Annotated in this window: 29 protein-coding genes; 4 read left to right on the top strand and 25 right to left on the bottom strand. The window is 59.7% G+C overall.

All coding sequences use genetic code 11. The annotated features are described in order from the left end of the window. On the top strand, nt 1-603 hold a 603-nt coding region (locus TW83_RS21110), incomplete at its 5' end, for a hypothetical protein (protein ID WP_204245743.1). A 57-nt stretch (nt 604-660) separates the two neighbouring features. Here the strand turns inward: TW83_RS21110 and TW83_RS10115 are convergent. The 8 genes from TW83_RS10115 to TW83_RS10080 form a co-directional block, all read right to left on the bottom strand. Continuing rightward, entirely contained in the window at nt 661-1,263 is a 603-nt protein-coding gene (locus TW83_RS10115; RefSeq protein ID WP_045982648.1) for a hypothetical protein, read from the bottom strand. An 11-nt stretch (nt 1,264-1,274) separates the two neighbouring features. Continuing rightward, nucleotides 1,275-1,658: a hypothetical protein gene (locus tag TW83_RS10110; RefSeq protein ID WP_045982647.1), complete on the bottom strand. Its 384-nt coding sequence runs from the start codon at nt 1,656-1,658 to the stop codon at nt 1,275-1,277. 125 nt (nt 1,659-1,783) lie between these two features. Continuing rightward, entirely contained in the window at nt 1,784-2,062 is a 279-nt protein-coding gene (locus TW83_RS10105) for a hypothetical protein (protein WP_157001501.1), read from the bottom strand. A gap of 246 nt (nt 2,063-2,308) precedes the next feature. After that, a complete protein-coding gene (locus TW83_RS10100) occupies nt 2,309-3,484 on the bottom strand; it encodes a hypothetical protein (RefSeq protein ID WP_045982645.1) in 1,176 nt (391 codons plus the stop codon). 62 nt (nt 3,485-3,546) lie between these two features. Beyond that, nucleotides 3,547-3,804: a hypothetical protein gene (locus tag TW83_RS10095; RefSeq protein WP_157001498.1), complete on the bottom strand. Its 258-nt coding sequence runs from the start codon at nt 3,802-3,804 to the stop codon at nt 3,547-3,549. Beyond that, a complete protein-coding gene (locus TW83_RS19370; RefSeq protein ID WP_052714829.1) occupies nt 3,797-4,414 on the bottom strand; it encodes a hypothetical protein in 618 nt (205 codons plus the stop codon). Before TW83_RS19370 ends, TW83_RS10095 begins: the two co-directional genes overlap by 8 nt. Beyond that, on the bottom strand, nt 4,411-4,779 hold the full coding sequence (locus TW83_RS10085) for a hypothetical protein (RefSeq protein WP_045982643.1): 369 nt from the start codon (nt 4,777-4,779) through the stop codon (nt 4,411-4,413). The genes TW83_RS19370 and TW83_RS10085 overlap by 4 nt, the downstream gene beginning before the upstream one ends. Nucleotides 4,780-4,861: 82 nt before the next feature. Continuing rightward, the gene (locus TW83_RS10080) at nt 4,862-5,296 is read right to left on the bottom strand and encodes a hypothetical protein (protein WP_045982642.1); all 435 of its coding nucleotides are present in this window, start codon (nt 5,294-5,296) and stop codon (nt 4,862-4,864) included. 313 nt (nt 5,297-5,609) lie between these two features. Here TW83_RS10080 and TW83_RS22250 point away from each other — a divergent pair, with 313 nt between their 5' ends. Together TW83_RS22250 and TW83_RS10070 are read left to right on the top strand one after the other, a co-directional pair. After that, a complete protein-coding gene (locus TW83_RS22250) occupies nt 5,610-5,744 on the top strand; it encodes a hypothetical protein (RefSeq protein ID WP_255352781.1) in 135 nt (44 codons plus the stop codon). A gap of 79 nt (nt 5,745-5,823) precedes the next feature. After that, nucleotides 5,824-6,195, top strand: a complete 372-nt coding sequence (locus TW83_RS10070; RefSeq protein ID WP_045982640.1) for a hypothetical protein — start codon at nt 5,824-5,826, stop codon at nt 6,193-6,195. A 5-nt stretch (nt 6,196-6,200) separates the two neighbouring features. Here TW83_RS10070 and TW83_RS10065 read toward each other — a convergent pair whose 3' ends face one another. Next, a complete protein-coding gene (locus tag TW83_RS10065; protein ID WP_045982639.1) occupies nt 6,201-6,410 on the bottom strand; it encodes an antitoxin VbhA family protein in 210 nt (69 codons plus the stop codon). A 449-nt stretch (nt 6,411-6,859) separates the two neighbouring features. Continuing rightward, complete coding sequence (locus TW83_RS19365; RefSeq protein ID WP_052714828.1) at nt 6,860-7,867, bottom strand: AAA family ATPase; 1,008 nt, start codon at nt 7,865-7,867, stop codon at nt 6,860-6,862. A 168-nt stretch (nt 7,868-8,035) separates the two neighbouring features. Between TW83_RS19365 and TW83_RS10055 the strand changes: the two genes are divergently transcribed. After that, complete coding sequence (locus TW83_RS10055; protein ID WP_045982638.1) at nt 8,036-8,626, top strand: sigma-70 family RNA polymerase sigma factor; 591 nt, start codon at nt 8,036-8,038, stop codon at nt 8,624-8,626. 174 nt (nt 8,627-8,800) lie between these two features. Here the strand turns inward: TW83_RS10055 and TW83_RS10050 are convergent, their stop codons facing one another. The 15 genes from TW83_RS10050 to TW83_RS09980 all read right to left on the bottom strand — a co-directional run bounded on the left by TW83_RS10050 (nt 8,801) and on the right by TW83_RS09980 (nt 25,054). Next, the gene (locus TW83_RS10050; protein WP_045982637.1) at nt 8,801-9,394 is read right to left on the bottom strand and encodes a hypothetical protein; all 594 of its coding nucleotides are present in this window, start codon (nt 9,392-9,394) and stop codon (nt 8,801-8,803) included. A gap of 1 nt (nt 9,395) precedes the next feature. Next, a complete protein-coding gene (locus TW83_RS10045) occupies nt 9,396-9,839 on the bottom strand; it encodes a hypothetical protein (protein WP_045982636.1) in 444 nt (147 codons plus the stop codon). Nucleotides 9,840-9,848: 9 nt separating this feature from the next. Beyond that, nucleotides 9,849-10,589: a peptidoglycan-binding domain-containing protein gene (locus TW83_RS21820; RefSeq protein WP_052714827.1), complete on the bottom strand. Its 741-nt coding sequence runs from the start codon at nt 10,587-10,589 to the stop codon at nt 9,849-9,851. 114 nt (nt 10,590-10,703) lie between these two features. Next, on the bottom strand, nt 10,704-11,003 hold the full coding sequence (locus TW83_RS10035; RefSeq protein WP_045982635.1) for a hypothetical protein: 300 nt from the start codon (nt 11,001-11,003) through the stop codon (nt 10,704-10,706). Next, entirely contained in the window at nt 11,000-11,983 is a 984-nt protein-coding gene (locus tag TW83_RS10030) for a hypothetical protein (RefSeq protein ID WP_045982634.1), read from the bottom strand. Before TW83_RS10030 ends, TW83_RS10035 begins: the two co-directional genes overlap by 4 nt. A 4-nt stretch (nt 11,984-11,987) precedes the next feature. Continuing rightward, complete coding sequence (locus TW83_RS10025) at nt 11,988-13,076, bottom strand: hypothetical protein (protein WP_045982633.1); 1,089 nt, start codon at nt 13,074-13,076, stop codon at nt 11,988-11,990. 12 nt (nt 13,077-13,088) lie between these two features. Beyond that, nucleotides 13,089-13,457, bottom strand: a complete 369-nt coding sequence (locus tag TW83_RS10020; RefSeq protein WP_045982632.1) for a hypothetical protein — start codon at nt 13,455-13,457, stop codon at nt 13,089-13,091. After that, nucleotides 13,454-14,110, bottom strand: a complete 657-nt coding sequence (locus TW83_RS10015) for a DUF2793 domain-containing protein (RefSeq protein ID WP_045982631.1) — start codon at nt 14,108-14,110, stop codon at nt 13,454-13,456. Before TW83_RS10015 ends, TW83_RS10020 begins: the two co-directional genes overlap by 4 nt. Before the next feature lie 70 nt (nt 14,111-14,180). Beyond that, the gene (locus TW83_RS10010; protein WP_162198038.1) at nt 14,181-17,132 is read right to left on the bottom strand and encodes a hypothetical protein; all 2,952 of its coding nucleotides are present in this window, start codon (nt 17,130-17,132) and stop codon (nt 14,181-14,183) included. Nucleotides 17,133-17,169: 37 nt separating this feature from the next. Then, on the bottom strand, nt 17,170-17,406 hold the full coding sequence (locus tag TW83_RS10005; RefSeq protein WP_045982629.1) for a hypothetical protein: 237 nt from the start codon (nt 17,404-17,406) through the stop codon (nt 17,170-17,172). Then, on the bottom strand, nt 17,403-17,645 hold the full coding sequence (locus TW83_RS10000; RefSeq protein ID WP_045982628.1) for a hypothetical protein: 243 nt from the start codon (nt 17,643-17,645) through the stop codon (nt 17,403-17,405). The genes TW83_RS10005 and TW83_RS10000 overlap by 4 nt, the downstream gene beginning before the upstream one ends. Next, complete coding sequence (locus TW83_RS09995; protein ID WP_045982627.1) at nt 17,642-18,544, bottom strand: phage BR0599 family protein; 903 nt, start codon at nt 18,542-18,544, stop codon at nt 17,642-17,644. Before TW83_RS09995 ends, TW83_RS10000 begins: the two co-directional genes overlap by 4 nt. 9 nt (nt 18,545-18,553) lie before the next feature. After that, on the bottom strand, nt 18,554-19,519 hold the full coding sequence (locus tag TW83_RS09990) for a hypothetical protein (protein WP_045982626.1): 966 nt from the start codon (nt 19,517-19,519) through the stop codon (nt 18,554-18,556). Then, a complete protein-coding gene (locus tag TW83_RS09985) occupies nt 19,519-24,837 on the bottom strand; it encodes a tape measure protein (protein ID WP_045982625.1) in 5,319 nt (1,772 codons plus the stop codon). Before TW83_RS09985 ends, TW83_RS09990 begins: the two co-directional genes overlap by 1 nt. Beyond that, entirely contained in the window at nt 24,830-25,054 is a 225-nt protein-coding gene (locus TW83_RS09980) for a hypothetical protein (RefSeq protein WP_045982624.1), read from the bottom strand. Before TW83_RS09980 ends, TW83_RS09985 begins: the two co-directional genes overlap by 8 nt. Between the last annotated feature and the right edge of the window lies 1 nt (nt 25,055).

Here is a 25,055-nt window from a genome sequence, read left to right as displayed (position 1 = left end):
GGGGGGGGGCCCCCCCCGGGGGGGGGGGGAAAAGCCGATGCACCCGAGCCTGCACAAGAACAAGAAAACGAGTTTTTCACCGAAAATCTTAACGCCACACATAATCGCGCCGGCTTTTCTTGCGGCGTCCAGCAAGTAGACAACTTTTTCCACAAAACCGCCGGAAAACTTGACCGGTCGGACAACATCCGTGTCCGAGTTATGGTGAACCGGCAGGGCGATCTGCTGGGATTTTACGCGCTGAACGCTCACGCTACGGACTATAAGGACCTTCCCAAAAAGTTCTCCAGGACGGCGCCGTCACACGGGTCTATCCCCACGGCTTTCATCTCGATGATCGGTCGTGATGAAAGGTATAGGGGGCAGAGCATCGGCCAGGATCTCCTCGTCGACGCGCTCTATTCGATCAAGAGAGCATCAAAAGAGATGGGCCTTGCGATCGTCATGCTTGACGTTCTGGACTGCGGTGATGACGTGAAGGTCCGGAACCGGATTGCGATCTACACGCAGTTCGGATTTGAGCCGATGGAGTCTCAGCCGCTCAGGATGTTTATGCAGGTCAGGGACATCGATAGCTCGATCAAAAACGCCCTTGGCGGGTGATTTCGATCAGAGAGACCAATGACCAGAATTGAGAAGGCCGCCCCCAAGGGCGGCCTTTTACTTGTCCCCGACGGAAGCCTTCGACAGGTGGATCCTTTCGATCTCTCTTGTCACCTCGATCCTGGCTCTCCCTTCATCGGCCTCAGACAATATCGCTCGGACATTTCTGCTCTCCGGATCATCGTGTCTGCTGATATCGAACCCGAATTCCAGCGAGAGATTACCTTTCTGCTCGGGCTTCATGCCTCCAAGATCAAAAAGGCTTACGGAACAGGATACGGAAGCGAGATCTTCCATGACGATCGCGTCATGATCGTCGTAGCCGTAGATCCGGCTCAGGATCGACGAGATGATCATCTGAGCGGAGATGATGAAAAAGGGGCTCTCACAGTCGTCGAACTCGAGAGCAACGGATGAGATGCGCTGGTGCGCTTCCTCTGAGATCAGCCTGAGCGGCCCGATAGCTCTGATCTCGTCGCCAGGATGAGACAGCCTGATCTCCCCCACGTTTTCCTTGGCCTTCTCGATCTCGCGCATCGCAAAAGCGATGCGGACAGCATGCTCAGGAACAGGGCTCATCTTCCCGCTATTTCTGAACTCGTAAAAATCACGGCCGAAATCTACCGCGGCTTCCGCAAAGCCTTCCTCGTCCCAGTCCATCGGTCCGTCCATTAGAAAATGAAAGTGGGGGCGGCCAGAAATGCGATCAGGGCCAGGACGATCAGCATGGGGTTTTCGACGCCAACTCCCATTCCCATGACGAAGGAGGCGATCGCGATGATGAGGAGCGGGATACCAAGGACGATAAGAGCTGCCCTGGCGATCATTGCGACGAGGCCGCACACGACGGCGCAACAGGTCGCGAAAACGCCGTGATTTCCCACCATGCAAAAAACGATCGTCAGGATACCATACGTGACGAGGACGGAGACGGTTTTGCCCGGCTGAAGACCCGCACCGAGACTGCTCTGGTGCATGATATGACCCATGCCGATCACAAGGCAGCCAACGGCAGCTGCGCCACAAATGGACGAGATAAGGCTTTGCCTGGTCATGATGACCCCTTCGATGGGTGTAATTACCAGGAGTATACCACATCGAAGCGTATCAAGGTAATCCTATTTGAAGATTGGATGTGTCATACGCCATAAGTGAAACGTGGTGCGCCTGAGGAGGCCGCTCAAAAATCATAGGGGCCTCTCTTTATCCGTTGGATTACCTCTTTGATTTCCCTCTCTTCGTTCAACCCTGTCCGCTCTTCGAATGAGCGCAGACCAGAGTGGTCAAAGTTGGCCAGGAAGTCCGGATCGATCTCCACGGCAACCTCGATAAAGATGTCGACAAGCTCGGCGATGCGCGGGTCCCGAATATCCCCGATCTCACGAACTGCGTAGTGAAATAACTCGCGTAACCTCGCCATCATAAACCACGGGGATACGTCACCCAGACCGAAGGACATTCCCTGAATCTTGGAAATAAGACACTCGAAAGACCTCTGAGCGCGGTGAACGTCTCGGCAGTAAACGAAATAGAATACCTCAGGTAGATCGCGATCCTGTAGCCCTTCCAGGAGGCACATCCGCGCTCCGTTGATAGAATTTGGGTGATTAGATGAGAGAGTTTGCGGGAGGGTGTTCATGGCTTGTCCTGACTTCTGCTGATGGGGGTGTGGGTTTCCGGGCCCCTGGCGGGGCCCGGAGGCAGGTCAGTCACGCTTTTCTCGGCGGGCGATAACATCACCGATGGGGCTCTTGCGAAGCGCGGCCATGGCCACCTCAAGGCTGTAGAACGCCTTGCCGTCGCTGAAGGCGAGAGCCGGAACCCCTCCATCATCAAGAGCGTCTTTGACCGTCGTGAAGCCCAAGCCGAGCTTCTTTGCGAGGTCGTTTACGGATACCATCCCAGAGGTAAAGGATCTCAGCTTCTTGCTGGGATTGAAATAGGGGGGGCGCCCAGGGAGGGCTTCATCCATATCGATCGAAACGGCGAGAAGACCACGCACCACATCATTGGTGGAGTAGATCGCCTCACCTTCGAAATCGGCGACCGGGACTATGCGCTGCAGGACGGCGGAAAGCTTTTCCTTGTTGCCACAAAGGGCTTTTGAGATCTCGCCTTCGTAGACGCGGTCGCCATCAAACCCATGAGAGTAGGCGTCCTCACAGAGAAATTTGACTTTGGTCTTCTGTCTACGGTCGATGAGATCACCAAGACCCGCTTCCCGGAGAACGTTCATCACCTCCTCGCGGTCGTAGAAGATTTTGCCGTCCTCAATCCTGATTGCAGGAACCCCGAAAAAGGCGACAGCATCAAGGATCAACGTGAAGCGGATCTCCAGCTCCTGTGCCAGCTCGGAAGCCGTGATCGGATCGACGCCTCTGGCAGTCAGCATCGTGCCCGGCTCGAAGATAGGATGGAGAGTTCCAGGAGCCCCCAGAAAGGACAGGCAGTTCTCAAACTCCTTGGCCTCTTCTGGCGTAAATTCGGCAGGCTTCACGCCGGGGACGATGCGGATGATCTCACTTACAGGCGCAGACCGGGCACGCTGATAGTTGGAGCGATCCTGGCTCTCAGAAACGGCATGGCGACACAGGGCCTCCTGACCCTCTTCGGTGATCTCGAAGCGGGCCTCCTCCTCCGCTTCGTCCATCGCCTCAGAGTAGTGCTCCACGGCCTCCTCGACTGCCCCGAGGGCCATCATGAGCCTTTGAGGGAGCCCCTCGATCGCGAGGTCAGGCTTGACCGTCTCGTCGATGACTGCCTGCATCATCGTCGCCGCGATAGACAGGAGGGCGCCTTCGACGCTCACCGCCAGTGCGACGGTGCCGAGGTTCTGGTCGAGTAGGGGGTGCTGGAAACCGTTCATCTTGAAGTTTGACATCTTGTCTCTCTTTTCGTTTTTTTCCGGCGTCCGGCCGGCGCGGAGTTCCCCCGAACTTCGTTTCAGTTGGTCAGATATCTGACCCAGCTGTAGATCGTCCCGCGACCCGAGTTCTCGATGCCTGACGTCGAATGGTTCGGGATATCGAGGCACGACCAGGGCTCGTCTGTGTATCCGCGGTCGGCGTCATAGATCGCGGTCACGAGGACGCCGTTGGCGTCCTGTTCGATCGAATAGGCGACGCCCTCAGGGGGGCTTGAGCCCATCAGGCTCTGCTCAAGCGACCGGAGCAGATCGTGGCGGTCCATGCGGCTACACATCGTTCCTGGCCTTTCTTTTGGCCTTTTTGGGGGCCTTTTTGATTCCGGGATGAAGGGTGGTGAAATCGTGAGGCTTGATGACGATCACACCGTCATCAGAGACGTGGACTTCGTGCAGGACGCCGCAGCGGTTCAGGAAGTCCCCAACGACGATCTTGTGCTTGATGATGTCGTAGCATGTGATCGCCCACTGCTTTCCAGGCTCAGAGCCTGTCAGATAGAGGTGCCAGCCGATCGCATGACGGAGAATTCGGACGTGCGCTTCGCCTACGTTCTCTGGGCTGATATCGATGGCTGAGATCGATGAGATCGCCTGAAGAAGACGGATGCTAAGATCTACGCCGTGCGGGGTTTCGTGATTTTCCTGTTCGATCGCGCGAGCCTTCAGCTCAAGGATCGCCCACAGGAAATTTCCGTTTCCGCACGTCGGCTCGAGCCATGTGGAGTGGACGATCTCGCCGGGCCCTTCCCCATTTTCTATCATCCCGTCGACGACAAGTTTTATCATCGCGTCAACTTCTCGGGGCTGAGTGAAAACCTCCCCGAGGTCACGGACCCGGTCTTTCGACCGGATCCCTTTCCTGTTTACGGGACTGACTGCGTCTCTCACGCTGCGATCCTCACTTCTTCGTAGGACGTGATGATGTCCTCGTCGCAGAGGATCGCGGCCTTCGTGTATGCGGATATGACGATCTGAACTCGGGGATCGAAGGGGTTCCCGATGGATCCCATTGTCGAGGCGAAATGCGCCTTGATGTTGCGCAGATCGCTCTCCGGCTCGCCGATGTATGCGGGCGCGAAAACGGCACCATCGACAGAGATGAGAAGGCTGGAGAGGCTGCGTGCTGCGCGCGGCGGGCAAGCCCTGAAAGCCTTCTCGAAGCGCGCCGGCAGCTCGCCGGATATCAGTCCCGAAAGGAGGTCCGTGCAGATCGCTACTGCCGCTTCGCGGGAGATCGTGATGTCGTTGGTCATGTCGGTATTCCTTGATCTGATTTTTGCTGGTCGGTTGGTGGTCGGTATCCCGGGCCCGCAGCGGGCCCGGATCTTCTTGAGTTCAGATTTTGCAGTGCATCGGCATGCCGTAAGGCATCATCGGGATGTCTTTCTCGATGCTTTCCGCCAGCGCGCTCACAAAGGCTTCCTGCTCCGGATCCCTGCTCAGGATCTGATTTCCGGTAGCCGTCCTGCCGACGACACGAGGGCCGAAGTTGAAGAACTCGATCGGAGGCTCTTCCACGCCATTTTCGGCTTCGGGTTCGATGTCGACGTTCAGCTCGTGGCAGATGCTTTCGACTTCGTCTGACAAGGCGCGGGACGTCCTGACGATAGACTGAGCGCGGAGGACGAGCGGTTCGTGCCGCGGCAGGATCGTCATCGCCTGAAGCCTGCCGAGACGGGCAACGATCTGGAGCATCTTCGTCTCGATAGAGGTCATCTCTGCCTCGATATCGACGGCGTCTATCTCGCTAGAGTGGAATTTGCTTTTCATGGTCTTCTTCTCTGGTTCGGTTGGTGGATACCTCTCAGATAGCTATCATTTGGCATCGCGCAACAAAAAAGATGGTGTTTTGTTAAAATTGTGCGTTGAAAAATCGCCACTCGCTCCGTATTAGTGCCTGGAATGGGGTATCAGCATCCTGGTGGCTGCTTGCGTTCGGCTCTTTTTCAGCGCGCGATTGTGTCCTACGATGCCGAAAAGGCAGGAGGTGCACGTGATGGGAGATGGGGCTCGGCACGACCCACCGATCAGCGATCCGCGCGAGATCTCAGAAGTTCTGAGAAGCTTTCTTTCGAGGCATCACATGACGATTTACGCCCTGGCCCCGCGCGTCGGCGTGACCCGGGCCACGTTGGGGAGATGGTCGGCCACCGGTGACGTGCAGCACGAGAAGATGTTGCGGGCGATCCTCACGCTGATCGACGAGGGTCGCGCATGAAAGACATCGCGGATGACTATTGAATAACGACGTATCTGCGCACAAATGCTTTTCAGCATCGCGCAGATTGGAAAATGACATGAGAGATCAGGTGGAGGCGGCTGGTTACGTCGTCAGGCAGGAGCTGCAGCAGGCACACGACGCTGCGTATGAGGTATACGTTTCGGTCGCAGACAAGCTGGGACGCGGAGACACGGCGCTTGAGCGAGAGATCTCGATGATCATGACGATGAGGGACAAGCCGTTCTCACCGCCGTTAATCGACGCGCTGGTCGACATGGCCGTCCTGTCCAGGACGACCTACGATGACGACATCTCCGAGATGATGCAGCTGCGCATCCTGCGCGAGCTTGAGGACGCCGTTGCCGGCTTGAGGCGGAAGATCGTCATGACAAGAGAACACTACGGACAGGCTTTGCTGCCGTTCTCCGGCGACCTTCAGCCCGTCTGAGATAATCAGGTCGGGTCTGGCGCGGTGAAACGCGCTAAGGCACTCTTTTTCACGTCGCTCAAAGACATCGCCCCGGAAACGAATTTCTCCAGGTCAGCCAGGCTCTCATCGTCAAGTTCCAGCCCTTCGACGCGCTGGCTCGCTACAGCACTCGCGATGACTCTCCGGCGATCCTCCGGATCGGCCGGGTTATACGGTTCGTGCATGCAGGACATGATGCCGACCCTTCTGTAAATTTTCGTATGAAAAGCGGCCCGGCTCTCGCCGGGCCTTCTTATTGGGTCGTCTGTCAACAGCCCCCCGGAAATGTCAACGACCCCCTCCCGGCGATATACTTATTAAAAACAAAGGGTTGGAATGATTTGTCAACGCCATCTGGCCCGTGTCAACAAGTGTCAACGACCCTCGTTGACGTTTTTATCATTCCAAATCAGTTGCTTACGTTGTTTGTCAACGGGTTTTGGGATTTCGAGCAGTTGGCTCTATAAGAAAACAGGAGGAGGATATGACAGTAAGGCTTCTTCCTTTTTCCTTACTACTCTTTCTCATTTCCTTGTTGACACGTTGACAAAGTGTGTTTTTGCCAAGCCTGGTTGGAAAAAACGTGTCAACGACCCTTGTTGACACTTGTTGACATTTTGGGGGGTCGTTGACAAATCCGGGCTCAGTGAGACCGCATCTTCCTTTCCGCATCCCTCGTCGCCTGTTCAATCCGCTGACACAGACGCTGCGCAGACCGAAGACTGGAACCCTTCTTTCTCATCACCCCCAAGGCTGCATCCAGCACCGAAGGTGCCGCGATGCTGCCGATCTTCTCTTTCACGTATGCTTCAAGCTCAGCGCCGGTCGGGGATCTCACCTCGATCACGCGACAGCGGTCCATGAGCGGCCCGCTGAGCGGCCTGATGTCGTTGGCGATCATCAGGAACGACACGCGGCTCATGATGACCTCAGCGTCCAGATAGGGGCACCTCCACGCCTCCGCGGTCGCCGGTTCGAGGAGCGGCATCAGCGCGCTCATCGTGTCTCCGCGGTGCTGCTGACTGTAGGAAGACGCCTTCTCGATCTCGTCAATGATGATCATCGGGTTCGCGGACCTGTTGCTGACCATCGTCCTTACCGGCATGCCCGCCTGAGAACTTCCCCAAGACACGTCGAGGCCGGAGATCTCGAAGCCGGCACCCATCGACGTCCCGTCCATCCTGGCGCAGGTCATGCCGAGGAGCCTCGCTACGTCATGAGCGTAGGTGGTCTTGCCGCAGCCCGGCGGGCCGAGGATGATCGTCGGCTGGATGTGATGCCACGGCTGCCCCTGCTCGAGGTTCGCGAGGAGGTCGTTCATGAAAATCGTCGTCACTTCTCGCATCCAGGGCGCCGACCTGTGGATCATGCTGATCGGGTAGAGGATAGCGTCTTCGCAGGTCGCGTGCGCCAGGCGCATCGGCACGGCGGCGAGCTTCCGGAACTCGTCCCTCTCTCTCGGCTTGCCCGACAGGATCTTTTTCTCGACGTTCATCGGCGGCCGAGAGATCAGCGTCCACATCTCGCCGTCCCGCTCGACGATCTCACCGAGCCGCATGTCCGCCAGGACCATCTCGATCGGCATGTCGTCTGCCTCGAGATACTCCCCGTCAGCATAGGGATCCTCATAACCGCCAAGGATATCGATCATCGTCACACCTTTCTTAGGGATGCCTATATGATACCTGTGAAACGCTTCTCAGACAACGAAGGATGATCGACGCTTTTTTAACTTCTTTATGGATCAAATACGACAGAGAATCATCGACTTTCTCTTTTATGTTCACTATCTGTTCCTCATGGAACAGGGCGGGACAGCATGAAGCATCTGACGGACCTCGAACTTATCGCCATGCTGCAAGGCGGAAATCAGCAATCGAGGTCTGAGGCGGAACTTCTCCGACGATACGACCCGCTGATCGCGAAAGTCGCGTCACGGCTTTATCGAAAGTCGAAAGCGATCAGTGACGGCCAGGATTTCGGCGATTGTATGAGCGAGGCTTCGATCCTCGCCCTGAAGGCGATCAGGCGGTTCCGACCAGGATCGGGGATGACAATCGGCGGCTTCATCGGGATCGTCTCACGGCAGCACTACGCGGCGGCGAGCGACCGCGAGATGGTCTCATCCGACTTCGAGGACGTCATTGACGAGGTTGACGACATCGAGGACGTCATCGACAGCCGGAGGCTCCAGGAGCGCGTCGTCGAGGCGTTTAAGAGCCTGTCTGAGCGCAAGCGGCGATGCGTCCTGAAGCGCCTGGAGGGGTATAAACTAAAAGACATCGCGGCTGATGAGGGCGTCACACATCAAGCGATCGACCAGCTTCTAAGGCCCGCAATGAGGGAAATCACAGCATTCATATCAGGAAGCTCGGTCGCCGTTGACGGAGCCGAATTCGATGCCGTTTGATCAGTGAAAATAAAGCCAAGCACGCGCGAATAATAAGCTTTTTAGGCTTCCCGACTCTTGCAAATTTTATCGAAGAGACTAGGTTACGGTGTGTGGGCTGGTAACCCACTCTTCTCGATCTGAGAAGGTTGGTTGGAATTGGACCGGTCCGGCGATAGCCGCGGCCGGTCCTTCCTATTTGGCCGGCATCAGGGAATAGACGACGGTATCTGTCTTATCCATGACGCGACGCCCTTCACACTCATATTCGAGAGCGAGATAGAGTTCGACGCGCCCAGGCTGGAGATTATCAGGTGGCGTGATCAGGATCCTCATCCTCGTTTGCTCCTCGCCGATCTGTCTCGCAGGGATTACGGGAGATCCCGGCGTGATGACCCCGCCGCTCTCCGTGAACAGGCTCTGTGCGGACATCAGGACGCAATTTGCGCCGAGCTGCGTTCTTTCTGCGACCAGGTTCAGGACCACCGGCTCTCCGACGTGAACTGGCTCCGTCACATAGCTCAGCCCCGGCGTTTGCCGGATGACCCTGTTGTCACCGGTGACCGCGTTGATCTCCGTTCTGAGCTTCGTGAGATCCATCTGGACCGCGCTCAGCGTCGCGGGCGCGCTCCAGATCTTGACGAGGTTCGTGCCGATCGGGGTGAAAATCGATAGGCCGACAATACCGATCATCGAGAAGAAGATTCCCGTCGCCCATATCCAGAGCCTGTCCAGAAAGAACTGGGCGCCGGGGATCATCCCCCTCTTCTTGTCATCGCCTTCCGACATCTTATTTCCTGACGATCGCGTTGGTGAGCTGGCCGGCCGCGCCGGCCAGCTCGACGATGCCTGAGGGCGAGATTGCCCCTTCGATGACCAGAGACTTGTCGATCTGGCGCTGCAGGGCGACGGTCGCGAGGTTCTTCAGGACCTGGCCCTGAGCCTGCGGGATGCCCTTCAGCGCGTCGGGGCTGCCATCTCGCACGTGGCCGAGGACGATGGCGATCAGGTCTTCTGACGCGGCCGCGATCGCTTTGCCGTCTTTGCGCGCAACGGCGACGGCCAGCTCGGCTCCGGTCTGGAGAGCGCTCTGCAGCGTCTGCCTGTCGAGGGCTTCGGTTTGCTTGCCGTTCCTTGCCTTGAGCCCGGCTTCGATGCGCAGGATCAGAATGGTCATCAAAGTCGCAAAGATGGAGGTGAGAGCGGGCGCGTTGTCGTTGAGGATCTGGATCATCTCATTTCCTTAAAGCTGGAGGGCGGTCCACGTCATCCGGCCGACGATGCCGTCCGGGACGAGCTGGGATTTGCGTTGGAAGGCGCGGACCGCGTCCTCCGTCTTGGGACCGAAGACGCCGTCGACCTTCAGGCCCAGGGCGCTCTGCAGAGCGCGCACGTGCATCCCCGTCGCGCCGCGGCGCGTGAGGGGCATCTGTGTCGTGCGGATGAGGGAGGGCTTGGGCGGCGTGATGATCGACGAGCGCAGACGCATGATCGCGTCCTTGACGCGCTCCCTGAACGCGTCGCCGAGGTAGATAGGGTCACGAGATTTGGTGATCCGCCAGATGCAGTAGTCGAAGTCCCACTTCTGCTTCTGCTTCACCTTCAGGGTGATCTGCACCTCCCCGTGACTCAGGACCTCTTCGCGGGTGACGTCGATCCCGTATTCGATGCAGCGGCGCGCAGCCTGATCAACGAGAGCGTCAGCCTGCGTCAGGGTCGGGAAGTAGGGACATGAGAACGGATCGCTCCAGAGGCCCCCTTTCATCGCGCAAAGCGAAACCCCGAGCGATCCGCTATTCAGTTGGGCGGTGTGCTTCGCGTAGTTATTCCCAATGATCTTTCCCGCATTTGCGGAGATCGGGAACTTTCCCGCAACGACGGAACCGTCGCCCTGGATCAGGTCATGATAAGCGGCCAGATCAGTCGCATTCGCGATATGCGCGCCGCCGGTGTGATGAGCGATGATGCGGAAGATGCCGTGCATAGGAGGGTCCCGTCCATGACGAAACCTATGTTCGCCCTTTGTTCCCTCCTATAATCCGGGTCGATGCGTTATTTTTCAATCGAACGCCACCGTATTCGCGGCGTCCGATGCTGATTAAGCGTTGATCTCGACAGAAGCGGTTCTGTTGTCATGATCCATCACTGCCCTGATCACCCCGAGCGGCCTTGAGGTCACCTCGGTTGTTGGCGCACCGATCGTCGAGATGTAGAGCTGCTGCTCGACGTAGAGCGCCTCAGCGCCCATGACGGCGACGATGTAGACGCCATTGTCGACGACCTCGATCTCGTCTCCGGACAGGCCGGACCTTTTGAAAAAGCCGGCGCGGTTGGTGACGGGGCAGAACGCCAGGTCGCCAGCGTTGACGTTGACCTGCGGCCTCACGATGATGCTCATCTCTCCACCTTGTATCTGATGCGCATGGCGTTGATTTGGTCCTGGGTCAGCTCTGCAGATGCCGTCAGGATCGACTCGGACGGGAAGCCTGCGGCGATGCGCGCTGACGTCGAAGAGTGGACGCTCCCGTCGGGCGCGATCTGCTCAACGACAAGGTTCGCGACAGACGCCCCACCGTTGATATCGGCGTGAACCATCGTCACCACCCCGATAGCTGTCCCGGTGATGCCGGTCACATCAGGGACGTCCTTGACCAGCTCGCTGGTCACCGTTTCCGACGACGTTGATATGACGAGGTTCGTGAAGAACCTTTCTCCCATGGGGAACATCGTCGGGGCTTCTGGCGTGTAGACCGCCAGGTCTGCGATCCTCCCGATCATGCCGGACCCGCCGCCGGCGGAGACGCCGAGATAGCCGTAGCCCTTGTCACACGCGTGCGCGCCGATCGCTCTCGGATAGTCAGCCGAAAGCACCTCCGAGCCGTTGATGACAAGCGTCACGTTCGATGTGGGGCCGGTCTCGTCGATCATCATCTCGACGAGAGCCGTGCCGTTCGACACCGGCGTGAAGCCAGGGCTGATCGCGGCGACGGACTGCGTCTGCGCGACCGGGTTACCGGCCGCGTCATAGGCTCGACGGGCGATGAATACGCTGCCGGCCCTGATCCGCAACTCGAACGAAGGGTTCGTGTCCGAAGAAACAGAGGGGGATGAGGACGGCATCTCTGCCGGGTTGAGGTTGACCTTAATGAGATCCCTCGACGAGTTAATCGTCCCGTTAACTGTCACTAGCAGGAACCGGATACAGAAACGGCTCATCTTCTTCATGCGACGAACCATCGCCCCGCCATTCGGGGCGATGACGATGCGTCCACCGTTCGAGTTGTAGAGCGGCGTCCCGCTGATGAAAACCGGCCAGTTATAGGCCAGCAGCGGAAGGCTCGTGGTCATCCTGAAATCGTCAGCGTCGATGATTGCCATGCTCTTAGCTCCTCGCAGAAAGACGGAAGGTCAGGCCGTCGATGTCCGCCTTCGTGGTCACCGGGACGATCGCCTTTTTAGATACGCCTCCGACGCCGGACGCGACGACAGAGTTCACAGATCTTACGACCTGGCCCGCTGCGTTACGGATCTCGATGTCCAGCTCGGAAGGCGCAAGTCCGCCGGAGCCGAAATGCCGCGAACGCACATAGAGGGCTTTAACCTCACCACCGTCTGTCGGAAGGTCGTCGAATGTCCCAACCAACTGTCCGCCAGGGTTGATGGTCACTGCTGAGGCGTCATTGGCCTGCCCGTTGACCATTCGGAGCGCGTCATAACCCTGCCCGGCAGTCGGCTCGAGATCGTCAGCGCGGAAGGGTCTGGACGGGAACGGCGTGTTCGCATCCTCAGAGTAGAAGGTCAGGTTTCTGTAGGTCGACCTCAAGGTTGCAGAGGATGACACGCCGCCAAGGGTTACCCGATCAAACGCCATCGACTGAAGACCGTTGTCGATGCGGTCACGGTCATACGTGACGTCGATATACTTCACCCCATTGATGTAGAGGATCAGCCTCGCTTGGGCGGCGGTGTGGGAGATCTTGCCGTTGATGTGATAAGCCTCACCGACCTTGAGAGTGGGGCCCGTCGCCAGTTCGAGCTGGTTCACCGTCGTGCTGGTCGTGGAGTTTCTGATCCGGTAGGAAACCGTGAACGAGGATCCGTTCACGACGATAGCAACTCCTGGCAGAGTGGAAAGAGACAGGTCTGAAAGACCCTCATTTCCGAAAATTACCATCATGTTCGGAGCGCTGTTCGCGGCCTTTCCTCCGATAAGGAAGGAGAAACAGAAATCTTGCATCGGAGACTGAGCGAACTTCGTCGTGAAGCTGTATAGGTCTGATGAGTTACCTCCGAAATCAAAGCCGATCTCATTCGGCCTACCGGGAGCTAGGGACGGTATCTGAACGAACGCGGGGGAGTAGAAACTCCAGTTCGAGTTGCCGCTCGTGTAGGGCCCACCGAGACCCGCGTTGGAGATCATGTCAGCGGGGGTCGGGTAGGCGCGGAAGTCATCGAAAAAGACGGTAGCCATGACGGGCTCCTTTTAGGAAATGATGATGACCCGGGCGCGGGCGATCGTGAACGACTGTGTGTAGGGGTCGTAGTTTCGGACTGCGGTCAGGCCGACTTGGGCCGCGTTGTGCTTCGGAGATGCCGAAGCCCGGTCTTGCTCTTTGAGGGCGAGGATCTCGAGGATCGACAAGTTTGCCTTCGGGGTGATCGACAACGCCGGGCTATTCCTGACCGCGGTCAGAAGCGTGAAGGGCACGACGGCGACGTCTTTCGGTCCGCCGTATTCTCGGCTGATGACGATCGTTGACGCCTGCAAAACATTGACCTCAGGATCCGGCCCCGGACCCGGCCCGCCGCCTCCAGCGACTTTCCGTCTGATGAGCGCGCCCGGGATGATCATTCGGCGAGGTCTCCGAGCAGGATATACTCCGAGGTCGACACGGGCATGATCGAGCATCCCGAACTCCTCTTGCGTGTCGTGAAATGATCATCCGCGGACTCGACGACGACCCCGGCCTCACCCGTGATCGTAACCCTCCCCTCTCCTCTCTGGACGATCGTGACCGGCCGACGATCGAGATCCGATCCAGCCGAAACCTGCCCCGAAGAGGCCGGGATCGTCACGGTCACGTCAGTGTCCGACGTGACGATTATCGACGCACCGACCAGAAAGTCTGCCTCCGAGATGACGTAATTTCCGACGACCGCAGCGTTGACGGAGTAGCTGTGAAGCTCGCTCGCCGGGACCCACGAGGTCCCGCTGTAGACGTAACTCCGGCCCACATCACGGACATGCGCTCTCATCCCTTGGAGCGGCTGGAACCACCACCATGCGCCATCCTTGAAAGCACCGATCCGACCAGCGTTGGCATGTCCAACGGGAGCGATCTGAACGGTGGCGGCTTCGACGAGAGGGGACGTGACGGACGGCACGGACAGACCAACGAGCGCCGACAGGCGCAGCAGGTTTTCGTCCATGCCGGTATTCCAGCCGTCTTCACCGAGCGGCCATTCAGCGGCCAGTCCCAGGCCGATCATCTGCTTTGAAGACATTCTCGCGATCCGTTCATATCAAGTTTCAAGGGAGACATTCGTGCAGAAACTTTGGCATCAAATTCGCATCTTATTGACCGCCATAATCTTTTCCGTATGCGAGGCCGTAACCCGTCGCGTCCACGGCGACATCGAACAACAGGATGGGATTTTGAAAGCTTGCGGGCGCAGATGCATTCGCGCTGATTTCGCCGCGGTAAGTTCCGATCTCGACCGCGTATGCCGCGCCGCCAAAAATGTCTGTCGGCGCGCTATAATTGCCCGATCCACGCATGGAGTTTGGATCTGACATATCCATAAGTATGTCCTCCACGGGGATCGTGAACGTTGTCTCGGCGATGCCCCGATAGGTCTTCACGAGGTTCGACGTCGACGGGATGCCCTGCATGATGATGCCGAGATAAGGGTTATTCTGGGTGAGCTGGCGGCCCTTCCTTGCGCGGATCCGGCGGAAGAGGCGGACGTAGTAGAGAGCTTCCTCTTCCGGCGTCACTGGGCCCTGATCCCACGCCGCGGGAACCGCGTCATCGAGCATCCGGTTGCGCGGAGACCAGGTCAGCGTGACCGGGGCAGGCTCTTCGAGAACCAACTTGCCGGCCGCGAACGAGACCGTCTGCCCGTTCGCCGAAATCGTCGCGGCGCCCGGCCGCGCGGGCAGCGTCGCGCGGCTGTATCCGAGACTGCGGACGGGGTTGATCAGCGCGCCGTTGACGCGCTTCTTCGAAGGCTGACCGGCGTTCACGGGGCGCAGAACGGTCGCTTGGCTCCCGCCCGAAACGACGGCCATCTCGCCGGCGGAGAGGACCGGAGAGCCGCGCTTCAGGTGGTAGACGATGGACGTCCCCGCGCTGATCTGCGCGGGCGACGTGTCGTGGATCCCGCGCTTGATCGTCACCACGCCGGTCTCCCGATCGACGTCCGTGATGATCGCGATCTCTTCGCAGTAATACGGGCGAAGGCCGTAGCCCGACGCGTGCGTATCGGATTCAGGATCGAGCGCCAGCGCGGCGCTGCCGACTGCCGAGGTGATCGACTCCGAGCTTTCGTTCAGCGCGTATTTGCGCGCGTCTCCGGAGATAGAAAGGACGCCAGAATTTCCGGACTGGAAGACGTCGACGATCGGGTTATTGGTGACGCCGGGGATTGCGCGACGAACGAAAATCAGCTTGTCACCGACGTCGACGTCCGCCGCCTGAGCGCCGAAATCCAGGTCGTAGAAAACGAAGCTTGAGGTCGCCTCGCCGCCAGGCAGAGAGTCGACCATCACGGCGCGCGGGGTCGGCTCGATGAAAGTCCCGGTGTCGGCGGGCTGCGTTCCCTGAGGATGCTGAAAGACCTCGATCGCGTCCAGATTGGACTGCGCTGAAATGAGGTGTGCGAACTCAGTCACCTCCTCATCGTCCATCGTCAGGACTGCATCCATAGGCACGCCGGACGCGATCAGCATCGGCGCCGACATCGGGGTGGGGTAATGAAAATCGACCTTGGGAGCGACGGTCATCGAACCGTAGCGGGGCGCCTGAGCGACGGTCGAGATCTGGACATCGTCCGGATGCGTGACGTCAGCGACATACTCGGCGAGGCTCGCGACGATCTCCCGATCACGGACATCTCCATAGGAGATCTCAGCGACGAGGAACCGCCGGCCGTGGATCGCCGGCTCGCTCGGCCAGTCGACAGAGATCACGTCAAAGAGGCAGACGTCCCACGCGTGGCGGCTCATCGACGCCTCAAACGTCACCATCGGCGTCGAGGACATCGCCAGCTCGCGCTTTCCCGCGGTGATCGCCGCTTGGCTGTCGCGGAACATGGAGAAGTCTCGAGACTCGTCGTTCGCTCCGCCGCTGATCGCGATCGCTGCCTGGGAGATCAGGTTGACGACGCCAGTCTCTTCGGTCTCGTCGACCGTAAACTTTACGGTCAGCGAAGAGACCAGCTCAGACGGCATCCTGGACTTCACCTCGCTGGTGATCTTGCCGTTCGATGGCGTCAGGACGAAATCGCTGATCTCCGGCCGCGGCGCGGGTCGGCCGGACCATAGAGACTGGAAAACGCTCTGATGGCGCAGGACGCGCATCGTGTAGCGCCCGGTGCGACGATCGAGGATGACCCTGCAGCCAGCGTGTGCGAAAATCTTCTCAGCGACAGCGTTGAAGCCCTGGACGTTCGCGTCATGGGACGAGATGCCGATGCCCTCTTTTGAGAAGATGCGAGCCCCGGTCAGGAAGGTCTCAGCGTCCATGACTTCGTGGTTCGGCTCCGTCTCATATCCTCCAGTCGCGTAAAGTTCATAGAGCACCGCGGCCGGGTTCGCTCGTGGGAAGCCGCCGCCCGATCTCATGAGATCGCCGTCGCTGTCCCGCCTGGCAGGGTCTAGCGGGCCGGGCATGATCAAGATATTTCTCTCAGACACGACTGCCGCGTCACCCATTTCGGCAACGCTGTCGCACCAGTCACTGAGCGGTTTGGCGCGCGGGTAACGCATGTGCCTGAACTGGGGGCCGGGCTGGATCGGGTTATTGGACGACCACAGAAAGCCTCGCTTCTTGAAGGCCGTCGGCAGGCTGTTTACGCCGATGAACAGTCCCATCGCGTCACGGAGTTTCAGCGTCTTCCGCGCGCCGGTAAAAAATGCGGAACTGAAGCCCCGGTATCCAGGACCCTTGCCCGGTGCGTATCCCGCCTTCTCGTCAACATAAGCCGGCGGCACCTGATCCGCTGCGCCCGGCATCCAGGACATGATGCCGTGGACGCCCCCGCCCCCGGTCTCGTCTCCCCCGAATAGGTCAGGCTCATCGATCAGCTCATTGCGCTGCGATGTCATGATCTCCTTATGCGCGGGATCGATCGCCTCAGAGATGGGGCGACCGCGATTGATTGCGAGATAGTCGATGCCGGACGGGCAGCGCTCGACTGATCCGTCCTCGTCCACCTGGGCAGGCGGCCACGCCAACTTGTCGCCGATCCGGACCCCGAAAAGCGCGTCGGAGGGCTCGAGAGCGATGCCGTAATGGAGGGTCATGTGCCAGTCCGGGACCGGCTGCCCCTTCTTTCCGCCCTTACCGCCCATCGTCGGTCACCTCATCATTCTGGCGTTCGTAGCGCTCTATCGCTGCGGCGACGACGGCAGCCCCGAGGGAGCATCCCGTGGCGATCATCCTGTCGGCAGGGATACCATCGTGCATGTCTCGCGATGAGAAGCCGTTCAAACGGAGCCACTCATGCGTCCCTGTCTTGCAAAAGTTGACGCTTTTGACGTCAACCTTCGTCACGATGATTTTCGACAGATCCGTCATTTCTTAGACGCCTTCACGTATCTGATATTCATGCTGCGCTCACTGGCGTGGAGAACGACCGGGTCCTTGGAGATTACTGTCCCGAAACTGATCGCGATCACACGGCCGGGCTCGGCGACGGGGATCTTCTGATCCTCCTCGCGAGGCTCTCTCGACGCAGTTTCCTCGCCCTTCGGCGTGAAGAGATAACCGATGAACTGCGTCGCGAAGCCGATGCCGATCTGAGCCAGGAAATTCATGTGTTGATTTTCCCCACCGGATTTTCATAGGGGATCGAAGGCTGGCCGCCGAAATTCAGGTGGTTGCGATGGATCTCATCGCAGCACGTCAGAGTGCGCTCGCAATTCGGGATGATGATGGCGACATTATCCCCGGCGGGGACAGAGGCGTAAAACGCGGAGATCTCGCTCACGTCCGACGCGCTGACGTGGAAACGAAAACGGCGCGGCATAGCCGCAGTTGCGGAGGGCGTGGGTGCACGCTCTGTCTCGTATCGCTTGTCTCCGATTACGATCGATGACCCGACCAGAAACTGACGCTGCTCAGTGACCGCCAGGTTTCTGCCTCGAAAACTCGTCCCGGCCGTGCCTTGGTCGGTCACGTCGATATAAAGGGCCCCCGCGATGACCTGGCCTTTGGTGTAGACCATCGACCGCGCGACATTCGCGCGGCACTTGTGACCGTATAGGAGGAGCTGGCAGCCAGGCTGAAACTTCCTGCGCGAGTTGGCTTTCTCACGCTGAAAAAACAGGTCCTTTGCGGTCAGAGTGACGGAGTTCCGGTCCTTCGTAAGCCCCCCGGTAACGACGCGGCCCCAAAAGAGCAGAGGCGCATCGCTCGCGCCTTCATGCGTCTGACGGACCTCGATACGGATAGGGTGCTGCGTGACAGTCGGGAAGATAAGCTGCGCGACCTCGACCGTTCTCGGCAGCGTAACCGTGATGTCATCGCTTTTCAGGATGGCCGTCTTCTTGATGTCGCTCACTTGGAGCGCCACCTTCTCGTAGACCTCGCCATCGAAGGTGATGCTCGTCTCGTGGATGCAGTATCTGTATCGCTTGCCAAGATGCGTGACGATGACGAGCAGGATCGGAACCCCGCCGTCTTTACTCGTCTCGATCTCGGCGAAGGTCGGCATGGCTTCTCATCACTCCAGGACCTCGACGATCTTGATCGAGGCCGCGCATTTGTCTGCGGTCAGATGCTCGACGGACAGGATGTCCGACGCGAACCTGTGGCGGACGAGGCTCGCGCCAAAATCCCCCGGTATGAGGCTCGCCGGGACCGTGAAGTCTCTGGCTCGCCCTCGGCATGAGAGGAAGAATGAGACCAACCCCTCCTTCGCCTCTTGGCTCATCTGCGACGTCGTGAGGGAATAGGTCCTTCTGCCGCTCTGAGCTTTATCCTCACCCTCGAAGTCCAAGACCGGGCCCGTCCCGTAATCCAGTCTGTTAGACGGGAAGAAGGCGGAGACGGTCATCGGCTCGAAAGCGCCGTGCTTGAGAGGGAAGACGCCAACGGTAGCCGTTTGCGATGCCATCTCTTGCGGGTAAATACGGGCCTCGATGTCGAATTTCAACGCAGCGCGCGTTTTCACGGTCATCTCGATGCCGTCAATGGCGCCCGATACGCAGGACTCGATCTTGCAGATCTCACCGTCAAGGAAGCCTTCGCTGATCTCGGTGTCGATCTGGATCGACGACAGGATCGGGTCGAACGACAGGACCCGCGCGACGACGCTCTCGTGGCTGTGCATGCCGTAGATCCTGACAAGCGTGCCGGGCGGCCAGGCGCAGAGAGATTTGCGCATCCGGAAGACCTTGGAGCCGCGCGCCGCGACGCCCTGACCCATCCTCATGAAGTCCGGGACCGCGACCGCGGTCGATGACGCCCCGTCGACGAAATCCAGAAAGCGCTGAGCGTGCTGCTGAGTCGCCGTCTGACCGGAAAATTTTACGATCATCCTCGGCCGCGAACGGCGGGAGCAGCGGTGCTCAGTGCCATTCGCGGACTGGAAGATGTCGGTCTTGAACTCATACTCGACTTTCGGATTGTCCGAAGTGTTCGCGATTAGGGGGATCGCGACTGGGCTTCCTGTGGGGATCTGCCTCATCACGCGATCCCCAGGGCGGCTTTAGCCTTTTGCGGATCTGCCGAAAGGACATTCAGGATCATCTGCGCACCGTGCCGACCCGAGAGCGCGGCGTTCATGAAGGACTCGCTGTCGACGAAATTGAGGACGTCACCCGATTTCATCTCCTTCCCGGCGTTCGCTTCGCTGATCTCTGAGGCCATCTTAGCTACCCCTCCGGAGATCGAGCTGACGCTCGGCGTGCTTGAGGGCAGGCTGCCGATGCGGCCGCCGGAGTGGTAACGCTGGATCGACGAGATGCCTCCCAGGAGGCTGTCGACCTGCTTCGTCTCCTTGCGGCTGAGGACCCTCTCTCCCGTCTGAAGGATCGCCGGGACTTCATCATGCTTCAAACCAAAGACTGCATCGTAAAGGCTCATGTTCCTCTTGCTGCCGTCCTCAGGGCGTCCGCCGTCGTGGAAGACGGGAAGTTTGAAGCCTCCGGTGCCGGTGATCGCGTTGAAGCCCGCCGTCAGGATCGTCCCGAAAATGCCGCCGCCTCCCCCTCCGGAACCGGCTTGGGGCATGCCGTTCTGATCGAGATTGAGGGCCTTCATGACCTGCTGCGCAACGGCCGCCTTGATGATCATAGATCCGATGTCGATCAGGATCTGACCGACAGACTGGCGAACGGAGTTCGCAAGCGCCCGCCAGGGGTTCTCACCCTCCTTGACGGCCTGAGCGAATGACGCGCTGGCCTGAGACAGCGTCTCACCGACCTGAACCGACCAGTGAGCGGCGGCCTGACCGTAGTTCGAGACGCCTTCGGTGGACTTCGTGATCTCGTTCTGCTGAGCCTGGATCGCCGCGATGGCGGCGACAGCCTCAGGTCCCGTGTCGACGCCGTAGGCCAGTTTCTTGGCCTCGTAGAGCTTCATCAGCTCTTCCGTCGTCGCGCGGATCTCTTTCCGGATCTCGTCCTGGAGGCCGATATCGTCTGTGGCCTCGAGGTTCGCCCTAAGGGAGGCGAGCTGAGCCTCGAGAGGTGCGGTGTCGATCGTGGCGTCCGTTTCCGCCATCTGCCAGCCGGGCGTCTCGGCCTTGTATCTGTCGATCCTGGCCGCGACCATCTGGTCCTTGTCTGACTGCGAATAGATCGCTCCGTTCCGCTCCGCCTCTGCGATCTCGTTCAGGGTCTCCATCCGGATCCGTTCGATCGCCGACCGCTCTTTCGCGACCTCGATCCCGGCTCGCTCCGAGCGCAGCTGACCGTCAACGGTCTCGCGCGACTCCGCGCGGGCCTTGCTGTCGTGGATCAGCAGGCCGTTCGTGACATACTGCGCCTTCTGCGCCTCTGTCAGAACGTTGCCGGTCCGGCGCGCGACCTCATCGATCTCGCGGCGAAGGCGAAGTTCCTCTTTCGCGCGATCGCTCAGACCGATCGTGGACGCCTCGTAGGTCTGCTCGCTCTGCCGTTCGCTGATCGTCTGTCCCGCCTCGCGGGTCTGGTTCGCCCGGCGGAGAGCGACCCGGCTGTCGAGAAGCTTCTGGGCCGCTTCGGGGTCGAGAGCGACGCCGCTCGTGCGGGCCTCGTCCTCGATCTCGCGGCGCTGCTCAGCCAGCCAGCGCTCATCCTCGTCAGCGATCGCCTGCAGCGCGGCTTGACCGGCGTTGCCGATGATTTCGTTCTGCGCCTCGACGTGACGCCTCGCGACGTCCGTCAGCTTGCTGGCGTCCTGCTCGACCACGTTGCCGCGAGTCTGCTGGCGAAACCTATCCGCCGCCTCCCTGTCAAAAGCCTCCAGAAACTTCGCCGCGTCCTCGAAGCGGCGCTCAGAGAGCGCCAGATGGAAATCGCGGTTGCTGTTGAGAGACGGGTTGCTCAGCGCAACCTTCGCGATCGCGTCCATCGCCTCCTTGTTGAGGCCGGAGGCGGACGACTGGACGCCTTGAACGGCCGAGATCTGCTCGTCAGAAGCCTGGCGCCCGCGCCCGATCGACGCGTAAAGGGATCTCGCCTGCTGCTCGACGCCGCGCTTCTTGACACCCTCCCACTCGTCGCCGACGTTTCCGCCACGCGACATACGGCCGTTCGCCAGCTCCATCGCCAGGCGGTCCTGCATGGCCCCGTCGAACTTGGCGTTCGGGTCGAGGTTCAGCTTGTCCATCAGGCTCTGAAGCGTCTTCCCGACGATCTGATAGCGTCCGAGAGCCGACGATCCGCGGTTTTTGCCATCGCCGTATTTGTCCAGGTTTCCCTGGTGAGAGAGCATCGAGCGCTGGAGGTCGCGGATCTGCGCGAGCGTCATTGACGTGAGATCACGCTCACCGCCGGTCCAGCGACCGTAATCGAGCGTGGTGTTGTAGCCGCGCGCCCGCGCGTGCCCTTCGGTGCCTTCAGATTGGGCAATGAAATCAAGAAAATCGTTACTGCCTTTCGCGCCGGCGTAGGGCGTTCCTGGAGTGACCGTGTTGTTCTGGCTGACGACAGACTGAGACATCGCGCCGATCTGCACGTTGAAACCGCGCGCCGCCGCGTCTGTCTGGATGATCGAGGCGTTGATCTCGGATGAGAGCTGGCGATAAGCGCGGCCGATCTCAGCCAGGTGACGCGTATGCTCTTCCGGCGAGAGGGCTTTCCCCATCTCGTCCAGCTTTTTGCGCGCGTCCTCAGCGGCCTTCTCGATGTCCTCGAAACGCTTTGCGAGGGCGCTTTTCCCTCCGTCATCTTCGATCTTCGACTTCAAGTTGTCGATTGCCGCGTTCAGCGCCGTCAGGCGCTTCGTGTTCTCGAGGCTGACGTCCTCGCTGAAATCTCCCTGCAGTTTTTTTGCGGCGTCCTCGTTGCCGTTCACCGCCTCGAGGACCTTGTTGAGATCAGCCAGGCTCAGAGCGTTCAGCTCATACGCTTTGCCCTTATCTTTCAGGAACTGCAGGTATTCCTCGGAAATCAACTCCTTCTCGCGGAGATCCTCAAGGACTTTGAGGAACGAGTTCGCCGCGCTCTCGCCGACGCGAGGCGCGTCATATTTCAGGCTCCCGTCCAGGAGGCCGGAAATAGCGTCTTTGATGGGCTTGATAGCCTCCTCGCCCTTGCCGTCGACGACTGCCGCGAGTTCGATCGAGCGCGTCGATCCGTCCAGCTCTTTGTAAAGACGGTAGCTCTCGGCCATCGCGTCAAATTGGGCCTTCTCGATCTCCTCGGGGCTGCCGATGTCTTTGATCAGCCGCTGGAACTCCTGCAAGTCGCCGCGGGCCTCCATGGCGGCCGCTCGGATAGATCCGATCGTCGATGCGACGTTCGAGAGACGCTCGTTGGCGTCGATCTGCTCTTGCGCCTTCTCGTCATCGAAAAATCCGAAAACCTTGGGCATGACTAGAGCCAAGGCTGTCAGTCCGAGTCCGACGGGGCCGGAAAGGACCCGAAGTCCCAGGAAGACCTTCGACAGGATCGCGCCAACGCGGCCCAGCTTCGACATCGTCCCGGCGGCCGCAGCGGCGCCGGCGGCGATGCCCGCGAAGCTGAAGCCTTTCATCGCCCGTCCAGCAAGGACAAGGCTTGTCGCGATGCCAGCGAAGGCGCCGCCGATCATGGCCCCGCCTTTGAAAATGACGATACCCGCAAGGACCTTCGCGATCGTCTCAAGATTTTCGACAAGGTATGCGGTCAGCTCGAGAACGTTCTTTGCCGCAGCGCCGAGCTGGATGAAAAACGTCTTTCCCTCGTCACTCTCGAAAAACTTCGTGGACCTGTCCATGAACGCGGTAAGCCCATCGATCAGTCCCGCCTTCGCGAAGCTTTCGCGGGCGGCGGTCAGCGTGTTCCGGAAGCGGGCAAGGATCGCCTCAAAGCTCTTCGCGGCCTCGTCCGCGGCGGACGCGTATTTCACGCCAGCGAAGCTCAGAAACTTGATGACGGAGTCCCCGTCGAACTTCCCGGCTTCCAAATCCTTCCAAAATTTCCCCATCTGGTCGGCCGCGTAGCCCATCGACTCCGCGAACAGGCTGACAGCCTGCGGCATCGCATCGCCGAGCTGCTGACGCAGCTCCTCGGAGGAGACCTTGCCTTTCGAGAGCATCTGCGTGACCGCAACGACGCTGCGACCAAACTGTTCGTTGGTCAAGTTCGTGCCGCGCGAGATCGTCAGGAGGCCCTCAAAAGCCGTTTTGAAGTCGGATGTCGAGATGCCGGCCGCATCTGTCGCAATAGCGAAAGAGGACATCTGGCCCTGGATCGTGAGGACCTCGAAGCCGAATCTGTTCGCCATCTCACGTGCGTATTCGAGATCCTCCCCCGTCCGGCGAATATCCCCATCGTTCACGAAATTCATTTTCGTGTTGAACGCCTGGACGCTGCGGAACGTCTCGACGGACTTGGCCGCTTCTCCGACGACGCCGGCAAGGATGACGTAGGCGCTGATCAGTCCAGCGACCTGGCCGCGCATCGCGCTGAAGGCCCGAGCGCTGTCCGAAGCGGACAGCGCCTGACGGCGGAAACTGCGCTCAACGTTGCCGTTGGCCGAAGCAAGCTTGTCCATGTCCGCCGCGGCCGCGGCGGCTCTCAGATCACCCCCTTTGCCGTATGCGGATCGGATATCATCCACTTTGCCGGACTTTTCGCCGAACTCACCGGCCAGGACTCCGGCTTGCGACAGACGCGTCTCCTGCCTCGCGACATCCTGGACCTTGCGCGGAACGGCCTTCTCGAGCCGCTTAACCTGAGCTTCCAGGGCCCTGATCTCGGCGCCTCGCTTGCTGATCTCGTCATCGATGACGGACGTGTCGACCTTGACCCGGCCGGCCACGGCGCTCTGCTGAAGCGCGGAGATCTCGGCGCGAATACGCTCCGCGTCTTTGCGTATCTGAAGCTTCTTCGCCTCAAGAGCCGGCACGTCCGCGCCGTCATCCTTCAGCTTGTTATCGACGCCCAGCCTCTGCCCGCCCAGGCTTTTAAGCTGCTTGTTGCGCTTCGCGATCTGCGCCTCGATCTCGGCCGCGCTCGCGTCCATCTCGCGCGTCATGTCCGCGCGCTGCCTCTTGAGCGCGTCGACGGAGGATCGGTTCGTGAGGAGCTTCGAGTTCGCGTCGGCGAGGTCGGTCTGCATCGACGACAGGGTCTTCTTGCCCGCGTCGATGACCTCGCTCATCTGCGCCATCTGTTGCTTGATCGCGCGGGTGCCGGCGGCCGCGTTGCGCGTGATCCGCTCAAAAGAGCGATCGATCGCCTTCCCGGAAGAGGCGTCGAATCCCGAAACCTCGTCAGAAAGTCGGTCGATCTCACGGCTGATGCGCTGGAGCTGCGGAGACGCGCGATCATTCGCGCTGACCTCAAGGCGGACGTTGGTGGTCGACTTAGCCATTACGCATGTCCTTCAAGGTCTTATCAAGTTCGCGACCGTTCTCGGCTGAGATGTTCGCGCCGATAGCGAGGGAAAGGATCTGCGCCTCGTCTGCTAAAGCGCGCCTCGTGCGCCTCCGGACGAGGCGCGCTTCGATCTGGACTCGCTTCGCGGAATAGTATCCGGCGTCCGGATGGCCGTTAGCCAGGAGCAGAGAGATGTCTTCGCGGAGGTCCATC

The sequence above is a fragment of the Paracoccus sp. S4493 genome (assembly GCF_000967735.1).
In the GTDB taxonomy this organism is placed as follows: Bacteria; Pseudomonadota; Alphaproteobacteria; order Rhodobacterales; family Rhodobacteraceae; genus Paracoccus; species Paracoccus marcusii.
Note: the sequence above shows the minus strand (reverse complement) of the source record. Positions and strands in the feature narration are given on the sequence as shown.